Source organism: Paenibacillus sp. sgz302115, assembly GCF_056120445.1.
Genome location: NZ_JBVYOK010000018.1, coordinates 41556 through 58322 on the forward strand (window position 1 = coordinate 41556; position 16767 = coordinate 58322).

The window sequence follows — 16767 nt, forward strand, 5'->3', positions numbered from 1 at the left end:
TATGCCTTATTAGTATAAACGATTGGGGCGGAAATTGGTTAGGCTGATTCCGTTCGAAGCATCCTCACACCAAGAAAAACAAACCATGCTGAGAACAACAACTGGGAAGCAAATACCACACCGGTTCCAATCCACCAGGGATAAGCGCCGATCAAGTCCATTATCCCTGTCACCAATCCTAGAATGGCTGCAGGCTTACCAAGCACGCTTTTTCTAATTACGAGACACAAGATGATGGTAGCCATACTCAGGATGATCGCTACAGCGTGCATGCCCCCATAGTATATACTGAGAACCAGCTTGTAGATATCAGGTGAGAGTTCAATATTATACACTGGATAGACCAATCGCCCCAGAATAATATCCAGGAAGATGTTGACGGGTATGACGACAGCCAACAGACCACACCCCAGCAAGGTTTTGACCTTATCCACCTTCACCAGAATCCGGTACAAAGCAACGATGGAAGGGATCAACAATAAAGTGGCAAAGAACAGCAACTCGTCCGCCATCGCGATATTGGACTTCCATTCCCGCAGCCATGCCATCAGATCTGCATCTGCTAGTGGAGGGCTAGGCATCGGCAGAACAAATAGATACTGGGTAAAAAAGAGAATAGCGGAAAGAATAAGTGTAATGCCGCCAAACTTAATCACACTGATTTTTGGTTTCATGAGGTCTAATCTCACTCCTTCTCTTCTTCTAATCAAGTGAACCCTATGTGCTGATCAAAAAGCATCGTTACTGTCGTAATCTATAAGGTTATCCTACCATTTACTCTGCTATTTACACATGTAATAAATTGGTATATATTGTAGGGGATAGGTATATAAACGCTTTCATGTGGAAGGAGGATGCTCTAATCCGTTTCGAAATCATTTTGAGAGGATGAGCAATCTATGAAAAAACGCAGCAGCATAGTCTTTACCTTGATCATGGGTCTATCTCTGTTGTTTGGCCTGACCGCTTGGGCTAATCCTGCCATCGTCAGCTATGGGGGCAGCTATCCCAATACGCTGACCGAAGGTCAAGGCTATGCTTACATTCTTCCCAACGCCAAGACGACCGGCACAAGCGTGAAAATCACGACTTCCGCAGTAAACGCACTTCGCCTACACTACTACTGGAGCTATAACAATACAACGATCGATCTGGGTACCGCTATCGTCAACAAAACCAATTACAACGGCGGTTCAGGCTACTACGAACCCGGTACACTGATCACAGTTGTAGAACGAGTGCCAGGATCGACTACGACATACCCTTCTGTATCCTACACAATTTCTTTCAATTAATTCGCTGGAAAATAAGTCCCCCGTTAATGACCGCCTTTCGCGGTCATTTTTTATGAGCAAAAGACGATTTCGTCATTTCCCCGGCGCTGGAGGCTTCTGTTCATAGAAAAAAACTGCCGACAATACCGTCGACAGTCTACGAAAGGGAATCTGCTCCCCTATTTAACTAAGTTAAATATTAACTACCCCAATATTGCCGGGCAATCTGTTGTCCTTGATTAATCTTCGCCCACTGTTCAGCTTCCGTTAATTCGTTGCCGCCGTCACAGGACGCAAAACCGCATTGATGAGAAAGTAATAATCGATCCTTATCAATAATTTTCGCAGCTTCATCAAGCATTTGAACTACACGAGCCTCATCGTCAAGCGTATTAGTCTTGGAAGACAACAAGCCAAGTACAATTTCCGTGTCAGGCTTATCTTTGAACACCGCAAGCGCCTCAAGCGAGCCTGCACGATCATCATCCCATTCGAGGAAAAAGCGGTCGTACTTCAGCTGCTTCAAGAACAGATTGGCAATTTTAGCATAGGAGCCGCCACCCATATTACGGGAATCATAGTTACCACGGCAGTTATGCGTCCACATTTTCAAGCCTAAGCTATGTCCGTAATCAATCAATGTATTGTTAATTTCAATAAATTCTGTAGCCAGAGCCTGTACTTCCTCTTGGTTGATGTTCTCGCCAGTATATGGGGAGTTCGGGTTATCATCTGCGAAGAGCTCCCATAAGCAATCATCGAATTGCAGGATTTGTCCTCCGGCAGCAGCGAATTCCTCCACAAAATCCTTATAAGCCTTCACAAGACCGTCTTTAAGCTCTTGTCTGTTCTTATACACGGCCTCTGTGCCGCCAATATTATCCGACCAGGATAACTCACCAAAAATATGAGATGGCGAAGGTACACACAGCTTGGTCTCCCGGTCGCCGGCAAGGGCTTGAAGCTTCTTATAGGCATGAATAAAATGATGGTTCTTCCCGCTCAATTCACCTGTAATGCGCAGACCAATATCTTTTCTAGTCTCGTATTTGGAGGTTCCATCGGTATCTCTGAAAAAATACCCATGATCCGCGATATAGCGGCTAATCCCTTGGAAACCCCAGACAAAGTCCAGATGCCACATCGATTTGGAATACTCTCCATCCGTAAGAATGGACAGACCATTGTTAATTTCTTGATCAACTACAGCCTGAATCGCATCCGATTCACACTGCTCATACCCTTGAAAGTCTTGGTAAAAAGGATACTGGATATCATCACGATGTTCAATCTGCTGTTTATATTCTAATAAATTCGACGGACGCAACAGGCTGCCTACGATTTGAAATCTATTGCACATAAGAAATCCTCCTCAATCTAACTCATCTTTTGCTGGAATGCTTTGATTCTAGCATGGAGGAATCTTATCTACATAACACTTAAAATGTATATCTGGTTAAAGGTAAAAGCTATAATAAAAATGCACTGAAATAAAACTCCAGCGCTTCCTGCGAATAACCGTCATCCCCCTGCCATTCCGCCATAGAGTCATAATCAGAACTTCCGCCTCTGCGCTTTCGGGGTGTTTCACCCGGTACCAGCAATCCGGCATATCCCCAAATCTCCATCATTACATCACGTTCATTTTTACTGGAAGGAACCACTTCCTTCCAACGTTTCTCTAGCATCCGTGCACTCTCATGATCCGCACAATTCTGAACCGCTTCAAAACTCCCATTCCATCAGATCTCATTCTCGAGGAGATGAAGATATCTAATACGCAAGCTTCTTGTTCTCTGGTAAAGACGCACAATTGACTTAGCCGAAACACTGTCCAGCGTTCATTATCTCTTTCCACAAAAAGAAATAGACCGCCAAGTAGCGGTCTATTTCTGGACACCGATGAGCGAGCTTAACCGCTCGAGCAGATCGCCGCCACCCGTAACAGAGATGGAACCGATTCTGTCGCATATCTTTTCGAGGAATTCCAGCTCCTTCAGACGGAACAGCGTCTGATTCTCATCCATCAGCTTCGCCGTATTGAGCAGGCTTCGCGTCGAAGCCGTCTCTTCCCGGCGGGTGATCAGGTTCGCCTGCGCCTTTTTCTCTGCGAGCAGAACGGTGTTAAGGATGTCTTTCATTTCCCCTGGCAGAATTACATCCTTTACCCCCGCCCCGAGGAAAAGCACCCCGAATTCTTCTCCCTTCGCCTGGATACGGGATAGGATGAATGATGCGACATCCTCCTTACGTTTCAGAAGATCATCTAATTTCAGCGTCCCTACATATTCCCGAAGCAAGAGCTGAAGCTGGATGTGTATCTGCTCGTCGAAGGCTTTCATTTCCAGAACGCGATGCGGATTCACGATCTTATACTGGCATACAAAGTTCAGGCGCAGCGTAACCTTATCTTCTGTCATCATCTCCTGGCCGATCAAATCCATCTGCTGCTGTCTTAGATCGACCGTCTTCGTCAGCACTGAGACAGGGCCTTTCCAGAAGTAATACTTACCAGGCGCAAGCTCCCGCTGGAGGATATGATCATAGAACAGAAATCCCTGCTCGTAGCTCGCGATTTCACAGCACTGCACATACGGGGTAAGCTTCGCTATAATGGAGCGGTCGATCCCGGCAGGGAGTTCCGGCTGCCTGATATCCGTATGTACAAAGGTATGCTTTTTCAGGAGGTTCCAATAGGCATATACCCCCGGCTTCAGCAGCTGCACGAATTGTCCGTCCTCGTAGTGCAAGACAATCTCATGATCCTGTACACTTACGACATCGAGCTCCCGCAGGAGGTCTTCATCCTGTAAGAACAGCTGCAAATCTTTACCTTCGACTACGAACGGTTTGGCAATATTCAGCACAACTGCCGTATGCTGTGACCACGATAAGTAGCGGTAGGTTCCCGGAAGAAGACGTTTCACATAACTTCCCTTATGAAAGAGCAGACCGCGCTGGTCCGCTTGAATCGTTATTTGCTTTAACATATATTTACCCCCTTCATGTTTGACCAATGGATGGCAGAATCCCCCCGCGGGTTCAGACGGAATCACGTTTAAGACAGGCAGTCTGCCGGGAGGCTCGGGAGAACATGTGAATCCGCAGGTTGCCCCTACTTCAGCCAGCCTTCGTTTCCCTCTGTCCTTGCCAAAGGCCTCCCCGCTCCCGCACCATCGGTATCCACGGATTGCAAAGCCCTTCCGCAGTGCGCTATATTAGCCGCCGGGATTCTGTCCATTGGTTTCCTTACTCTGAATTTGCTTCAATTGTCGCTCGATGGAAATCGAGTACTCTACCAGAAATCGCTCCCAAGGCGATTGGGGATTCGAACCCCAATGGTGGACTCTTACCGAAACGGACCGTACAGGATACCGTAACATACATGCCGGCACTGCGGGATCACCTGAGATCCCCGCCTCGTTACGCCCGCCCGGATAAGAACCTAATGTATGATGAACGCCGCTTGGCGTTATCAACTTGCGAAGATGTAAAGATGTTTCTTACAGGTTCTATCATCGCTGAGATCGGACTGAATGAACATGGCGTAAGTATTACGACGGAAGCATAAATTTCCAGAGTGTATCCTTAGTTAGAAATGTTCCAGGAACATTTGCGGCCAGAAGTGATTGACGACAGGGAGAAGAGCTATAGAAAAAAAGCTCCAAGGCAGGGAGGGGACCTGCGCTTGAGCTTTTTTCTGTATCCTATATATTCCGAACCTCCACAACCCTACCTAAATCCACATATTCATCATGATCCAGCTTCACCTGCACTCTGCCCTTGCGGCGCTTCTCACGCCATTCGCGGATATCCTCCTCCGTTTCTACACGGAGCTCGGCAATCTCTAAGGCCCGGTCCAGGATGTATTTGCTTGTGAAGAGCAGCGTATAGATTCCCTGGCCGCCTAGAGCAATGTGAGGCTGTAAAGGTATCCATTCTTCCACTTCAAATCTAACGTAATCCCACTCTTTCTTATAAGGCTCGGGAGGGATTTCCTTTATTTCTTTACGTTTTAACACCTTCCAACCTGTCACTTTACCTACCCAATGAATCCCTGTCTTAGCAGGATCAAAAAATTTCTTTCTGGACTGGCACATCGCTACATATTCAATTTGGGTGAGAATCTTTGCATCCGAAAGGTTCCTTAGCGGCACATGATAAAAAGAATGCCGCCTCGCCACTTCAACTTGCTCAGGGCCTGTAACAGAACCGACAAGCACATTCTTGCCTGCAAGCTGATCGGCATAATATTCTCTCGTCCCACGTGGACGTGTGGAGCGCTCAAAAGCTTTTTCCGGACTATCCTGAATAATCTCATCTAAGAATTGCTCCACCAAGCTTGTGGAATTGGGCAGGAACGGCAAGGCGCCAATATTTAAAAGCTCAATACTCTTATAAAATCGGTGTGCCTTAAATCGCTCCTCATCCGGATACGGAAATAACACATACGCCCCGAACATGCTTCGTTCATATTCCCCTGAGCCTTTTTCCTGATACACAATAGCGTCCCGATAGCGGTGCATCGTGTTGATGTCATCCTCTTCTGGCCCAGGCTGTCTATATTTCTCATGATAGGAAGTGCCCTCATAGGCCGGATTCAAGCGGTATTTCGCGTCGAAGACATACTTGTACTCTTTGATTTTGCCAGCGTCTTTCTTCTTCAGAGTAAGTACATTATCCGGACGCTGACTGAGCGTCGGGGTCTTATCCGAGCCTGGAATCGCATTATAATACAGGATGAACTGCTCTCCGTTAACCAGATTCTCATAGACCATCTTGGCGCTCTGCGAGCGATCCAGAGTAACAAAAATACCGTTCCGATTCACCTTAATAATATCCTGCTTCACCAGCTTGTACTTCTGCCCCAGGAGCTGATTCAGCTTGAGGAAGCACCAGTATTCATAGAGCTGAGCAACGTCCTTCATGGATAAGCGGAGCAGGTCACCTTGAATAGACAGACCTTTTAGCAGCATCAAATAACAGCGGTAGACTTCGCGGTACCCTGGGGCCATCTGGAGCACAAGCGTAACAGACATCTGCTTCAGAACTCCGACCTCACGCAAGAAATCCATCTTGAGCACTCGCTCTAATTGGGTGAGCATTGCGTCGATTCTTTTGATGAGTAATGGATCTGGAGTTCGGCTCTGCTTTTTCCAGCGACCCTTAAGCTCCTTTAGCTTGCCATGAATACGTTCCAGCATCCAGCGGATGAAACGGTTCTCATTCGTATCATAAGCGAGGCGTCTGCGTGTCTCCACTAAGTGCGTTGCTGTGTAATTCCGGGTACCGATTTTTAAGAATCCATGGTTCATGTCTTCCCTCAATCGTTCAGGATGCTTCGCGAGCTCGCGGATGTTCTCTCTTCCGGCTTTCTTAACCCGATTGGCATCCATTAGTCGGCGATCTTGGAGCAGAGCATAATTGGGATTCCTGTTAATCCGCTCAATAGCGTCCAAGAGCTGTCTAAATACATGTTGAAGGATGGTGAAGAACTCCGTCAGGCTCTGATGCTGCGTCTCCCGTAGGCCTGTTAGCTGGTAGGTTCGGCGCAGGAAATCAAAGGCCAAATTATAAATCTGCTCATTCACTTCATGCAAAATATTCTGGTAATCCAGCTTGTAATCCATCTTCGAGGGGAAAATCTCCATCTCGACCCGCAGCAATGTCTGCCCATTACTACGGATTTCCCATTCCGTCAGACCAACCTCATTCCCGAAATTCAGAACACCCGCAAGGATAGAATCACCCAGAGGCTTAATTGCCTGACGGAGCAACACATTTTCATGGTAAAAAGAAAGGCTACTCCCGCTCTTATTCTGAATAACCATTTCATACGACTGGGTCTCATAAAAGCAAGGAAAGGAAGACTCCCCCGGCTGCCAGTCTACCATCCCGTAAGCTTCAGGCGAGAACACTTGTATCTGTACTTCACCAAGCCGTTCGGAGCACACAAGCCCAAGGTGAGCATTCACCCATTCCTGGTCCGAAGAGCGATGAAGCTGCAAAGTCTCTACAGTAGGATGATAAGGCCGTCCTTGAAGAAAAAGAGTAAAAAGCTCCGTTTCTACACGGAGCAACTGAACCGTCTGATTAAGAGAGCCAGAATGAGGTGAATCCATCTTCCTCCAGCCTCCTAAGCATAAAAGCCAATTTACGAGCACTTTGCGGATGTTTAGCCGCAGGCGGAGTTTGCCCAGCAGCCCATTTCATATAGAGTGGAGAGGCATCTTGCATGAGATCCTCAATATTTACCGTCACGCCAGTACCACTACCTATCGCACCCTTAATCAAGTTCAACAGGACTCGACGTACCGAGGAGTGACTCCCTTGGATACGCGGTAAAATCTTTTGCAGGAGCTGCCAATCAAACGCCTCTTCCTCACTCATCAGGTTGAAACGGTCGTTATAAATCATATAGAAGCAAATTGCATCCCGTACCCGGAAGCCCACATGGGCGTGAATATCCTCAAGCAGAGTATTGATCTTAACCAATCTTTCCGTTGTCCGGACAACGAGTTCTTGATGAGCATCATAAGCATTAACTAGCTGCAAATAATCCGAGCGCAGAAAAAGATGATTCAGTTCAGCAAGATCAGCGACGTCACTCGCCTCCTGCTCATTTCCTTCCGGATACTGCTGCAGATTGATGTAATTGAACTCTAGCGTGTTGGCGCGGTCGAGTACTTTTTTGCTAAAAGGATGCGTTGTCTCATCCATATTCACGGTCCCGATTAAGAACACATTCTCTGGAATACCAAGGCTGCCATACACCTCTTGGTCCTCAGGCGTATCCAGCATGGTAGGAGAGATAAGACCCTGCGTCCGAATCTTTCCCTCCTGCCACTCCTGTGTTTCCAGCACACTTAACATATCACTGAAATAATGCTCCACCCGTGCCAAATTCATCTCATCCAGGCAGATAAAATAAGGCTTATGCTGATTCTCCAGCTTCCGCGCTTCCACGAACACCTTCGTAATCGGACCCGGTTGGAAGCTTCCCGAAAGGTCCTTATACCCCAGCAGATCCGCAGGATCGCTCCAATCCGGCCGGACTGGAATCAAGGTAAACCGGCCGTTATACCTAGTCGCTCCAAGGGCTTCCGCAAATAGCTTCACCAGCCGCGTCTTCCCCGTGCCCGATATACCCGCCAGGATAACAAAAGGCTTGGCCTTCAGCGAGAGGTAGAAGTTCTCGATAAGATGCTCTGGGAAGAAGAAACCTTGGCGGCGGATGTGGGATTGGATTTGGTGGAGGATAGTGGGGATTCGGGCGTCTTCTATTGGCTCAGGTGCCGGGTACTCCATCACTGGCTCTACCTCCAAAGTGCTTGCCGTTTCGTTAAGAACGTGATCTTCAACATACATCCGATAATTCTCCATTACGTTCTGCAAGTCCTGCACCAATTGCTCGTCTGACGGCACCTTGCCACGTTCATACCTCACGTAAGCAACCGTCGATACCTGATAATCTTGTCCTAAGCCACGGCCCATAAGCTGAATGTTCTCGTCCTTGTTCATGTTCGCCAGCGGAATAAACTCACGAATCTCTTTGGTTTTATTGCGAAGATAAGCGTACGCTTCCTTACGACCCTTCTCTTTCGATGGAACAGTCACTCCCTGAGCAAGCGTTAGATACACTGCACTCATGTCTTCGGCAAAAAGATAGACGACATATTCGCCGCTTTGAGTGGTGCTTGTGATTCGTTTATCCAGGATAGCAAGCCAAGGCACATCTGCCCAATTCCCCTGTCCAATGGAGCCTTGCACCTTATAGTGCTCTTCATTCAGAAAAGGCAACGCCTTTAGCTCAGAAGGAATCGTTTGCCGCAGTAAAGTGCCTAACGCATGACCTGCAAAGGTCTCTTTTTTAGCCTGAACATATTGGGACATGATGCTCTCTAGATGATCCTTCAGAGAGAATTGTTGCATCGCAGTATTATACTCATTCAGTTCTTCTCTTGCTAGGTTCTCCAATTTAAGTAATCCTTCTTCCCCTAGTTGGCTCTTGATCTCAGGATAAAAACCTATTGTATTGTCTTCTGTATTAACAAACACAATGTCTGAGAGGACCTTAATAGGGGTCGCTAAAATAGTATTGAGCTGCCCCTTCGTTATCTGACTCCATCGAGCATGATAGCGAATAGGCGTCTCATCAACTCTATGCCCAAGCTCTTCTTGCTGCATATAGTAACTGAGGAAACGATTTTTCACCTTGTCGAATGAAGCTCGCTCCTGATTAGTGGCCTTTAGCTCTTCAATTAAAGATAAGATGAACACCATCTTGTACGATTTTTGTTTTCTCCTGAAAATTTGAGAAATGGATTCTGGTAATGGCATGATGATCCTCCCAAATAGGAATTAAAAGTTTATCATATTTACTGAAAAGATTAATCACTCTACTACTTCAACCAGAAAAATACGATCCTTAAATCCTCCGCGTTCCTCGGCTTTCTTAGCACGTATCTTCTCTACATCCCCTGGAAGGACTTTATGTATTTGAGCGAGAGCATGGACCACTTCGAGAATATCCGCTAGTTCTTCAAGCCCCTCTTCATCATTAGCTGCTCGGGTATACTCTTCCACCTCTTCTCGAAGCTTCCTTTTTAGTTCTGTAATATACGTTTCTTCCTCTAACGCTAAGCAACTACAGCTCTTCCCGGAGCTTCTGATGATTTCAGGGATTTTGTCACGAACAAGCTTATTATAGATCGGCATTAGGATCAGCTCCTGTTCTTGATTTTGTCCACATGAAGCTTACGAATCTCGCTATCTATGATATTAGCCTGGAGCAGATGCTCATATATGGCTTGCGTCTGTGCAGGAGAAATAGAAGGTTCGGGAGTCTCTGCCTTCAGGCGAAGCAGCTTTCTAGAGATGAACTCGCTTAATTCAACATCGTAGATCACCAGCTCGTCCGACTGGATTTTCCGAAGCTCGGGGTCAATGCTGAAGCGGCATCTCATCGTGAACGACACCATAGAAATAAACTTCACTTCAGCTATGTCCTGTAACAGACTCTCAACCGCTTTAATATGGCCATAGTTCTGCTTGAGCGGATTGTACATCTTGTAACGGTTGCTTACTGTCCATTGCTGATCCTGACGCCCGCCTTTAATCTCACCCTGATAATTCTTCGTCTCAATCACGAATAGGCCGTACGGAGAAATAACGAGATGATCCACCTGAGAATAGCCTGTTCGCGACTTAGGATTTGGAATCAGTAAATCGCTCAGCGCTTTGCATTCTTTAGGAAGCTGATCCAGCTGAAGATTTATTTTGTGCTCGCCCAGCTCACCGATTCGGGTCGGCGCTACCTTTGGTTTCGGCTTGGGAGTTGGTGCCTTACGCACCGCCTGTGGCGGCTTAGTGTCGGATTTTTTGAAGAGAGACAATAGCGATTTAAACATAGCAAAACCTCGTCTAATCTAGATTTACATTATGTATGGTTATTCGACAATATGGGAAGATATCCCTTCCAAAACAAACACACAAGAAAAAGACTGTCGCATGGACAGTCCAAAATAAAGTATAAGTTTACCTTTTGGGTTCAAATCTATGTACTTTTGCGGCAGACTCCCCAGGGCATGGCTTAATCCGAGAGAACTGAAGGAGCAGCAAAGGCGTTTGCAAGCTGTACGCCATCCTTAAGTCCTTGTAAATATAAGCGTTCATAAAGAACGGCTTGCTTCAATTGAAGCTTATTCTCCCAATACTCAAACTCTGGCATATGTGCAATGTCTATAGAGTCATACAACGCTTGAAAGGCCTTGCTCTCTTCTTCAAAAGCATGTCTAGGCTCGGATTGATGTTCGATCTGTGCGGTCACCTCATCCAATCGACCTTGAATCGTCTGTAAAAACCATGCTGGAAAGCTCACCACATCTCCTCCAAGACAGAAGTTTAAACGAAAAGTCTCTGCATGTCCGTTTTTTTCTTGGTACATCTGATTAATGAGTTCGTCCACCCTGCGACTCTGGGCCTGAACCGCCTCATTGCTGCTCAACGGAATTCCCTGCTCCAGTGATTTCTGTCCGAGTTCATTCAGCTTGCGCTTCTCCTCCTCATATTTGCGCATCAGATATTGCATTACACCCCCTCCTCCTTGGAAAAGCTATATCTGTAGACGATGTACAGAGTTTTTAATGCGTTTATCGGTTTATTTTATTTTAATTCGATATTCGCATTAAAACAATACTTACCTCGCATACAATTTGGTTAATATTGTGAGGTGACACCGAAATGAAGCATCGCAAAGAGCCACCGGGTGATAAGAATATCATTGGAACCCGAGTGGTAGCCATTCGAAAAGCTAAGCGAATGAAACAAAAAGATTTCCTTGCAAAGCTGCAAACCTTCGGTTTAGATATCAGCCCGACCAGTTTATCGCGATTGGAAGGTCAACATAGGCTCGTGCAGGATTATGAAGTGGTTGCTGTTGCGAAAGCTCTGGATGTTTCTGTTGGGGAGTTGTTGGGGGAGGGTGGATAATATAGTCGAGGGTAAGAATAAAAATGGAAATTGAAAAACTTCAATTTTCTACTTTGATGCTATTTATGATACGGTTCACCGTTTCATTTGTAGAGCGAAATTTAAGGGGCCCCTAAAAAGGTGCTGCTTCGGAGAAAGGAGCTCGCTGCGGCGAACTATGGCTGTGTATACCACAATTCGCCGAAATTAGAATGCTTTGCTACTCAATGCTAATGTTAAATACCAACGATATTTAACTCTTCTCATTCAGAAAACTAAATCCGTGCAACCTCTCTTTCGTTTTCAAACACTTGCATATCGCCGTCCTCCGAAACCTTTAAACCAAGACCATAATAAGAGGCTGATAATGCCGCTAACGTTCTTGCGCCTCTATAGTCTTTACCCGATTTATTAGCCCTTGAACTGATCATTTCCCCAAATGATAGCATATTTAAACTATAGTCCATTATTATTGCTCCGTCTACAGAACCAACCAACTCAAATAAATACGGATCACAACTCCTAATGTTAATAGGGTGCCCCTTCTCAGTTTGAATAATCGATCTATACTTTTCTGTGGATAGTTCCCCTTTTTGTAGCATATATTTAAAAATAGTCTGATTTCTTTGCGGGGTATTCTTCATGATACAAATAAGTGAACCAATATTCTTATCCGACAAGTTTTTAACGATATTATAAAGATCCAAGACTCTTGGGATAGAGTAATCAATTTTATCAATTATATAGGATATGTTTGAAAGCGAATATTGAGACATTACAAACCTCGTGAGAATACTCCTTAGCACAAAGAAATTTCTAAGTCTCCATTGTCCATTTGTAAAAGAAATAATATATTCGTAGGAGGAACTCCATATAATTTGTTTATTTTTAAAATACACAAAATCAACTTTCTTTAAATCCATTTCATTCTGTACATCATGAACCCTTTCTTCAATGATTTCATTGAGATATTCCTGTGAGGTTTCTTTCTGTTTTTTTATGTCTATTCGATTATTTAAAATTTCTATTTCTTTCCACTGTAATGACGCATAAATCCTCAAATGTTTTAAAAATAAATTTTCTTGTTCCTCTGTAAGTTCCATGCTAATCACTTGTTCTATTAAAACTTTAATATCCATTTCACTACTACTAATCTTGTAATCTCTCTTGATATTATTTAATGTTTCTGTTTGAAGCTCATTCAATTTCGTGAGGGACTCTGAAAGAGAAGAAATATCCGGTATTTGTGATGCAACATAATAATTATGTGCAAGCATTTTTATGTCCCGTTCCTCAAGAAATCTATGTCTGTTCATCATTAAATCTTTAATACTCTGCTTACCTTTTATCTTTTGAGCAAGTCCAATGACTTGGTATTCGGTATTTATTACAAAACAAATCGATTTCGAATCATTAATTTTTAAAGTCTGTTTTTCTTCTATATAAGCCACTAACTCCTGTGGAGCAGAGAAAGGTATGTATTTTAACTCACGCTTCTGAAAAAACTTATGAATATCAATACTATCATCTTTAAGAATAACAAACCCCATTTGAGTGCATTCCGATTCATAAGTTTTAATCGATAGTTGCTTTAGATGTTCAATAAACTCTGAGAAAGCCTTATTGATCTGTGGGTAAGACTTATCTATAAAGCTGTACGCCAGTTCTTCTATTAGTAATTGCCTGTATACTGGGCGAAATGCTAAATTGAAATGGTTATCATAAAAATTGATTAAAACACGTTTTACAGAACTAGTTATGGCCTCTAGATTCTCCTTATTTACTTCGTATAAATCTTTTTCAATATTTTCAATCCCTATATTAAGTAATTTATTCTCGTTATCATAAATAAATGAAACAGGTAGGCCTATAAAACTACTTACTGTATTTTCATAATCTTTTAAAAACATTCTATGGGTCATCATCAAATCTTCCTTCTCATATTTGTGGTGGTTTCTATTTAGGCTACTATAACCGTAAGTTTTCTTTCCAATTTCGACTGGTGAATACCAATCAATATCTCTGTCTCAGTATTCTTCGTTGCTTCCACCGCCAATAATATCTGCAACTTCTCCCAACTCACACTGTTCCCAAGAAAAAGTCTAAAAAGAGTCAAGAAATAATATCTTCGACTCTTTCCATCAATTTCTACACAATAATCCCCAAGATTCTCAACTGCTCATTGATCTTAGCCTCAAGATCAGCGATTTCTTGTTTGTCCTGCTCTAACAGCTTAATCACTTCATCCAGGTCAATGGCTTCTTCTTCTTCAGACGTATTCACGTAACGAGGGATATTTAAGTTAAACTCGTTTTCTTTGATTTCTTCAAGGGATGCCACATGAGCGTATTTATCAACATTCACACGATTTCGGTACGTTTCAATAATCTTGGTGATGTTGTTATCCGTAAGTTTATTTTGATTCTTGCCTTTTTCAAATTCTTTGCTGGCATCGATAAACAAGATGTCTTTTGTTTTACGATTTTTCTTGAATACTAGAATCGTAGTCGGGATGCTCACACCGTAAAACAAGTTCGCAGGCAAACCTATAACGGTATCAAGATAGTTCTTCTCAATGATGGTTTGGCGAATCGCACCTTCTGCCGCACCACGGAACAAGACACCGTGCGGCAATACAATCGCCATGGTTCCCGTATCATTCAGATGATACAAGCTGTGTAAAATGAATGCATAATCGGCCTTGGTTCTAGGAGCGAGTTTACCGTATTCGCTAAAACGTGGATCTTTCAGTTTCGTTTCGCTGTTGTCCCAATGAGCAGAATAAGGAGGATTCGCAACCACAGCATCAAAAGAGCGCGGGTGGTCAATTCCTTTCGCATCCGGTCCATCAGGCCAATCGCTTTCAAGCGTGTCCGCATTAGATAGCGTCATGTTGTTAAATGAAACGCCATGCATCATCAGGTTCATACGGGCCAAGTTGTAGGTTGTCGTATTTTTCTCTTGACCAAAGAATTTAATCGCCCCTGGTTTATCACCATTAGGCAACTCACCTTGGACCGTTAACAGCAATGATCCAGATCCACAAGTCGGGTCATACACCGCAAAAGTCTTATCCAATTCTTCTACACCGTCCGTTACGATTTTAGCCAAAATTATAGAAACTTCATGCGGCGTGTAGAACTCTCCACCTTTCTTACCTGCGCTTGCTGCAAACTGACCGATTAGATATTCATAGATTGCGCCAAGAATATCTTTGCCATCTTCACCCTTGTAATTAATACCATCAACCAGCTTTACAATTCGGTTTAGTGATTTTGCACGTTCATTGGTGGAGGAACCCAGTCGCGAGTCTCCAAGATTGACATCGTTAAATACGCCACGGAAATCCTTCGCAGCTTCTTGGTTTAATTCAGCGTTGCGATTAAAGTTATCAAAAACCGTTTGATAATCACTTGGAATCACCATGCTGTTATCAATCTTCTGAACTAATGATTCCCAAGTATCAAGCGGTGCAATCGCATAGCCTAAACTTGAAGAAATATCTTCTAGGTAGTCATTCAAGTCGTCAGCATTCGCTTGATCTAAATAGGCTTTATTAATCGATTCGCCGGCAGCAACATCAATAACATTATTCTCAACTAAATATCGTTCTTGATGTTCGGACAGATAACGATAGAACATAAAGGCTAATATGTAGTTCTTGTATTCTGCGGCGTCCATGTTTCCACGAAGCTCATTTGCCATCGCCCACAGTTTCGTTGTAATAGTTTGTAGATTATTACTCATGTTGTTATTGTCCTCCCTTAGACAAACATTTGTTGTAGTAGTGCTTTCTTCTGTTCTTGCAAGTGTTCTAACTTACGCTGATGAAGGGTGATGTGATGATCAAGGTTTTCTAAAAAGTTTCCAATTTTCTCTTGTTCCACAGGACTAGGAACAAAAACTTTAAACTCTGAGAATTTTGAAATCCAATGACGTTCATGACTTTGTGGAATATAATTTAATTTTTTTATTAAATTATATACAAAATAATAATTATCATTTTGATGTTTTAAAGTTAAAAGTTTCATTGCTGAACTCTTGACTTTAAAAGGGAAATCAACGTAATGTGATGAAGTTGTAAAGTCATCAAATATTATTACTGGGTTATCAAAATCAGCATTATAAATTCCAACAGTTTCCTTTGTATATCCCAACACAAAGCTTTGCCCGGCGGTTAATACAGGTGTTTGATATGCATCATCATAATCTGTGCTTTTGACAATATATTTTGTTGGTTGCTCGTATTTCAGCACTTCTCCCAACTTTCGCTGTTCCCAAGCGTCAGTGAATCCAGGGAAACGAACTTCAGGAAAATATTCATCATTTTCTGGAAACATTTTTTGAAGCAACCCTGCCTTCAGATTTCTCACGTTATATAGCTTACGCTGATGAAAGGTGATGAGGTTGTCAAGGTGGGTGAAGAAGGCCGTAATCCTCTCCTGCTCAGGCACGGAAGGTATGCAACACAAAACGTTAATAAACGAGTCCCAATATAGTCTTTTTCTGAAGTCAGTGACTCCGTAAGAGAGATTGTCAATCTGAATAATCGTTTCATCTCGTCGTAAACAATAATCCATAAACAAAGGGTAAAGTTGTGCACTAGGAATAGCAGTAATATATGCAGGACTTACCATCCCTTCTGACTTTACGACTCCGATTGCCCCTTGCCACGCACGCATCATGTTAAAAACAAGATCACCGAAATATACATGTTTATATAGAGACTTATCTTCGCTTCTGCGCACATTTTTCCCTAAAGCATCACTGTCTAATTCTTCGTTTGAAACACCATGATGGATGGAAACAGAAAGGATCGGTAATGAATCGCTTCCTCGTTCTTTCCTCTCTGTGTATAATTCCCCCAACTTATGCTGTTCCCAAGCATCATTAAACCCCGGGAACCTTATTTTTGGTACATTAACTTTGTCTTCACTCATTTCTGCTCTCCTTGTATGTCCTTAAATAAAACCTTTTTGGTGTATTCTTTGTTGTATGTGCAATTTCTGTACTAACCAACTTT

General features: G+C 43.5%; 13 protein-coding genes and 1 pseudogene. 2 read left to right on the top strand and 12 right to left on the bottom strand.

All coding sequences use genetic code 11. The features are described 5' to 3' along the window. Window positions 1–38: 38 nt before the first annotated feature. Window positions 39–674, bottom strand: coding sequence for a hypothetical protein (locus tag AC0LWN_RS25310; protein ID WP_474670282.1), 636 nt, complete (start codon window positions 672–674; stop codon window positions 39–41). 261 nt (window positions 675–935) lie between these two features. Here AC0LWN_RS25310 and AC0LWN_RS25315 point away from each other — a divergent pair, with 261 nt between their 5' ends. Then, complete coding sequence (locus AC0LWN_RS25315; RefSeq protein WP_474670400.1) at window positions 936–1295, top strand: hypothetical protein; 360 nt, start codon at window positions 936–938, stop codon at window positions 1293–1295. Between the two features lie 178 nt (window positions 1296–1473). Here the strand turns inward: AC0LWN_RS25315 and AC0LWN_RS25320 are convergent, their stop codons facing one another. From AC0LWN_RS25320 to AC0LWN_RS25355, 8 genes and pseudogenes are all read right to left on the bottom strand, one after another. Next, window positions 1474–2634 carry a cobalamin-independent methionine synthase II family protein gene (locus tag AC0LWN_RS25320; RefSeq protein ID WP_474670283.1) on the bottom strand — a complete coding sequence of 387 codons (1161 nt, stop codon included), beginning with the start codon at window positions 2632–2634 and terminating at the stop codon, window positions 1474–1476. Between the two features lie 109 nt (window positions 2635–2743). Then, window positions 2744–3001 (bottom strand): annotated as a pseudogene (locus AC0LWN_RS25325) (hypothetical protein); the annotation flags it as partial. A 159-nt stretch (window positions 3002–3160) separates the two neighbouring features. Beyond that, window positions 3161–4264 (bottom strand): slipin family protein, encoded by a 1104-nt coding sequence (locus tag AC0LWN_RS25330; RefSeq protein ID WP_474670285.1) that lies wholly within the window; start codon window positions 4262–4264, stop codon window positions 3161–3163. Between the two features lie 717 nt (window positions 4265–4981). Continuing rightward, window positions 4982–7396 carry a DUF2357 domain-containing protein gene (locus AC0LWN_RS25335; RefSeq protein WP_474670287.1) on the bottom strand — a complete coding sequence of 805 codons (2415 nt, stop codon included), beginning with the start codon at window positions 7394–7396 and terminating at the stop codon, window positions 4982–4984. Then, a complete protein-coding gene (locus AC0LWN_RS25340) occupies window positions 7368–9614 on the bottom strand; it encodes an MrcB family domain-containing protein (RefSeq protein WP_474670289.1) in 2247 nt (748 codons plus the stop codon). Before AC0LWN_RS25340 ends, AC0LWN_RS25335 begins: the two co-directional genes overlap by 29 nt. A 54-nt stretch (window positions 9615–9668) precedes the next feature. Then, a complete protein-coding gene (locus AC0LWN_RS25345) occupies window positions 9669–9992 on the bottom strand; it encodes a nucleoside triphosphate pyrophosphohydrolase (RefSeq protein WP_474670291.1) in 324 nt (107 codons plus the stop codon). Between the two features lie 5 nt (window positions 9993–9997). Next, the gene (locus AC0LWN_RS25350; RefSeq protein ID WP_474670293.1) at window positions 9998–10684 is read right to left on the bottom strand and encodes a nuclease-related domain-containing protein; all 687 of its coding nucleotides are present in this window, start codon (window positions 10682–10684) and stop codon (window positions 9998–10000) included. A gap of 182 nt (window positions 10685–10866) precedes the next feature. Continuing rightward, the gene (locus tag AC0LWN_RS25355) at window positions 10867–11364 is read right to left on the bottom strand and encodes a hypothetical protein (protein ID WP_474670295.1); all 498 of its coding nucleotides are present in this window, start codon (window positions 11362–11364) and stop codon (window positions 10867–10869) included. Window positions 11365–11516: 152 nt separating this feature from the next. Between AC0LWN_RS25355 and AC0LWN_RS25360 the strand changes: the two genes are divergently transcribed. Continuing rightward, a complete protein-coding gene (locus AC0LWN_RS25360) occupies window positions 11517–11765 on the top strand; it encodes a helix-turn-helix domain-containing protein (protein WP_474670297.1) in 249 nt (82 codons plus the stop codon). A 254-nt stretch (window positions 11766–12019) separates the two neighbouring features. Here AC0LWN_RS25360 and AC0LWN_RS25365 read toward each other — a convergent pair whose 3' ends face one another. The 3 genes from AC0LWN_RS25365 to AC0LWN_RS25375 form a co-directional block, all read right to left on the bottom strand. Next, window positions 12020–13669: a hypothetical protein gene (locus AC0LWN_RS25365; RefSeq protein ID WP_474670299.1), complete on the bottom strand. Its 1650-nt coding sequence runs from the start codon at window positions 13667–13669 to the stop codon at window positions 12020–12022. 223 nt (window positions 13670–13892) lie between these two features. Further along, window positions 13893–15491 (bottom strand): type I restriction-modification system subunit M, encoded by a 1599-nt coding sequence (locus AC0LWN_RS25370; protein WP_474670301.1) that lies wholly within the window; start codon window positions 15489–15491, stop codon window positions 13893–13895. A gap of 17 nt (window positions 15492–15508) precedes the next feature. Next, the gene (locus tag AC0LWN_RS25375; protein WP_474670303.1) at window positions 15509–16684 is read right to left on the bottom strand and encodes a restriction endonuclease subunit S; all 1176 of its coding nucleotides are present in this window, start codon (window positions 16682–16684) and stop codon (window positions 15509–15511) included. Between the last annotated feature and the right edge of the window lie 83 nt (window positions 16685–16767).

Bases quoted from the DNA above. Each gene is read 5' to 3' on its own strand.
- AC0LWN_RS25315 (WP_474670400.1), top strand. From the start codon at position 936: ATGGGTCTATCTCTGTTGTTTGGCCTGACCGCTTGGGCTAATCCTGCC.
- AC0LWN_RS25310 (WP_474670282.1), bottom strand. From the start codon at position 674: ATGAAACCAAAAATCAGTGTGATTAAGTTTGGCGGCATTACACTTATT.
- AC0LWN_RS25320 (WP_474670283.1), bottom strand. From the start codon at position 2,634: ATGTGCAATAGATTTCAAATCGTAGGCAGCCTGTTGCGTCCGTCGAAT.
- AC0LWN_RS25345 (WP_474670291.1), bottom strand. From the start codon at position 9,992: ATGCCGATCTATAATAAGCTTGTTCGTGACAAAATCCCTGAAATCATC.
- AC0LWN_RS25370 (WP_474670301.1), bottom strand. From the start codon at position 15,491: ATGAGTAATAATCTACAAACTATTACAACGAAACTGTGGGCGATGGCA.
- AC0LWN_RS25335 (WP_474670287.1), bottom strand. From the start codon at position 7,396: ATGGATTCACCTCATTCTGGCTCTCTTAATCAGACGGTTCAGTTGCTC.
- AC0LWN_RS25375 (WP_474670303.1), bottom strand. From the start codon at position 16,684: ATGAGTGAAGACAAAGTTAATGTACCAAAAATAAGGTTCCCGGGGTTT.
- AC0LWN_RS25350 (WP_474670293.1), bottom strand. From the start codon at position 10,684: ATGTTTAAATCGCTATTGTCTCTCTTCAAAAAATCCGACACTAAGCCG.
- AC0LWN_RS25360 (WP_474670297.1), top strand. From the start codon at position 11,517: ATGAAGCATCGCAAAGAGCCACCGGGTGATAAGAATATCATTGGAACC.
- AC0LWN_RS25330 (WP_474670285.1), bottom strand. From the start codon at position 4,264: ATGTTAAAGCAAATAACGATTCAAGCGGACCAGCGCGGTCTGCTCTTT.
- AC0LWN_RS25355 (WP_474670295.1), bottom strand. From the start codon at position 11,364: ATGCAATATCTGATGCGCAAATATGAGGAGGAGAAGCGCAAGCTGAAT.
- AC0LWN_RS25365 (WP_474670299.1), bottom strand. From the start codon at position 13,669: ATGATGACCCATAGAATGTTTTTAAAAGATTATGAAAATACAGTAAGT.
- AC0LWN_RS25340 (WP_474670289.1), bottom strand. From the start codon at position 9,614: ATGCCATTACCAGAATCCATTTCTCAAATTTTCAGGAGAAAACAAAAA.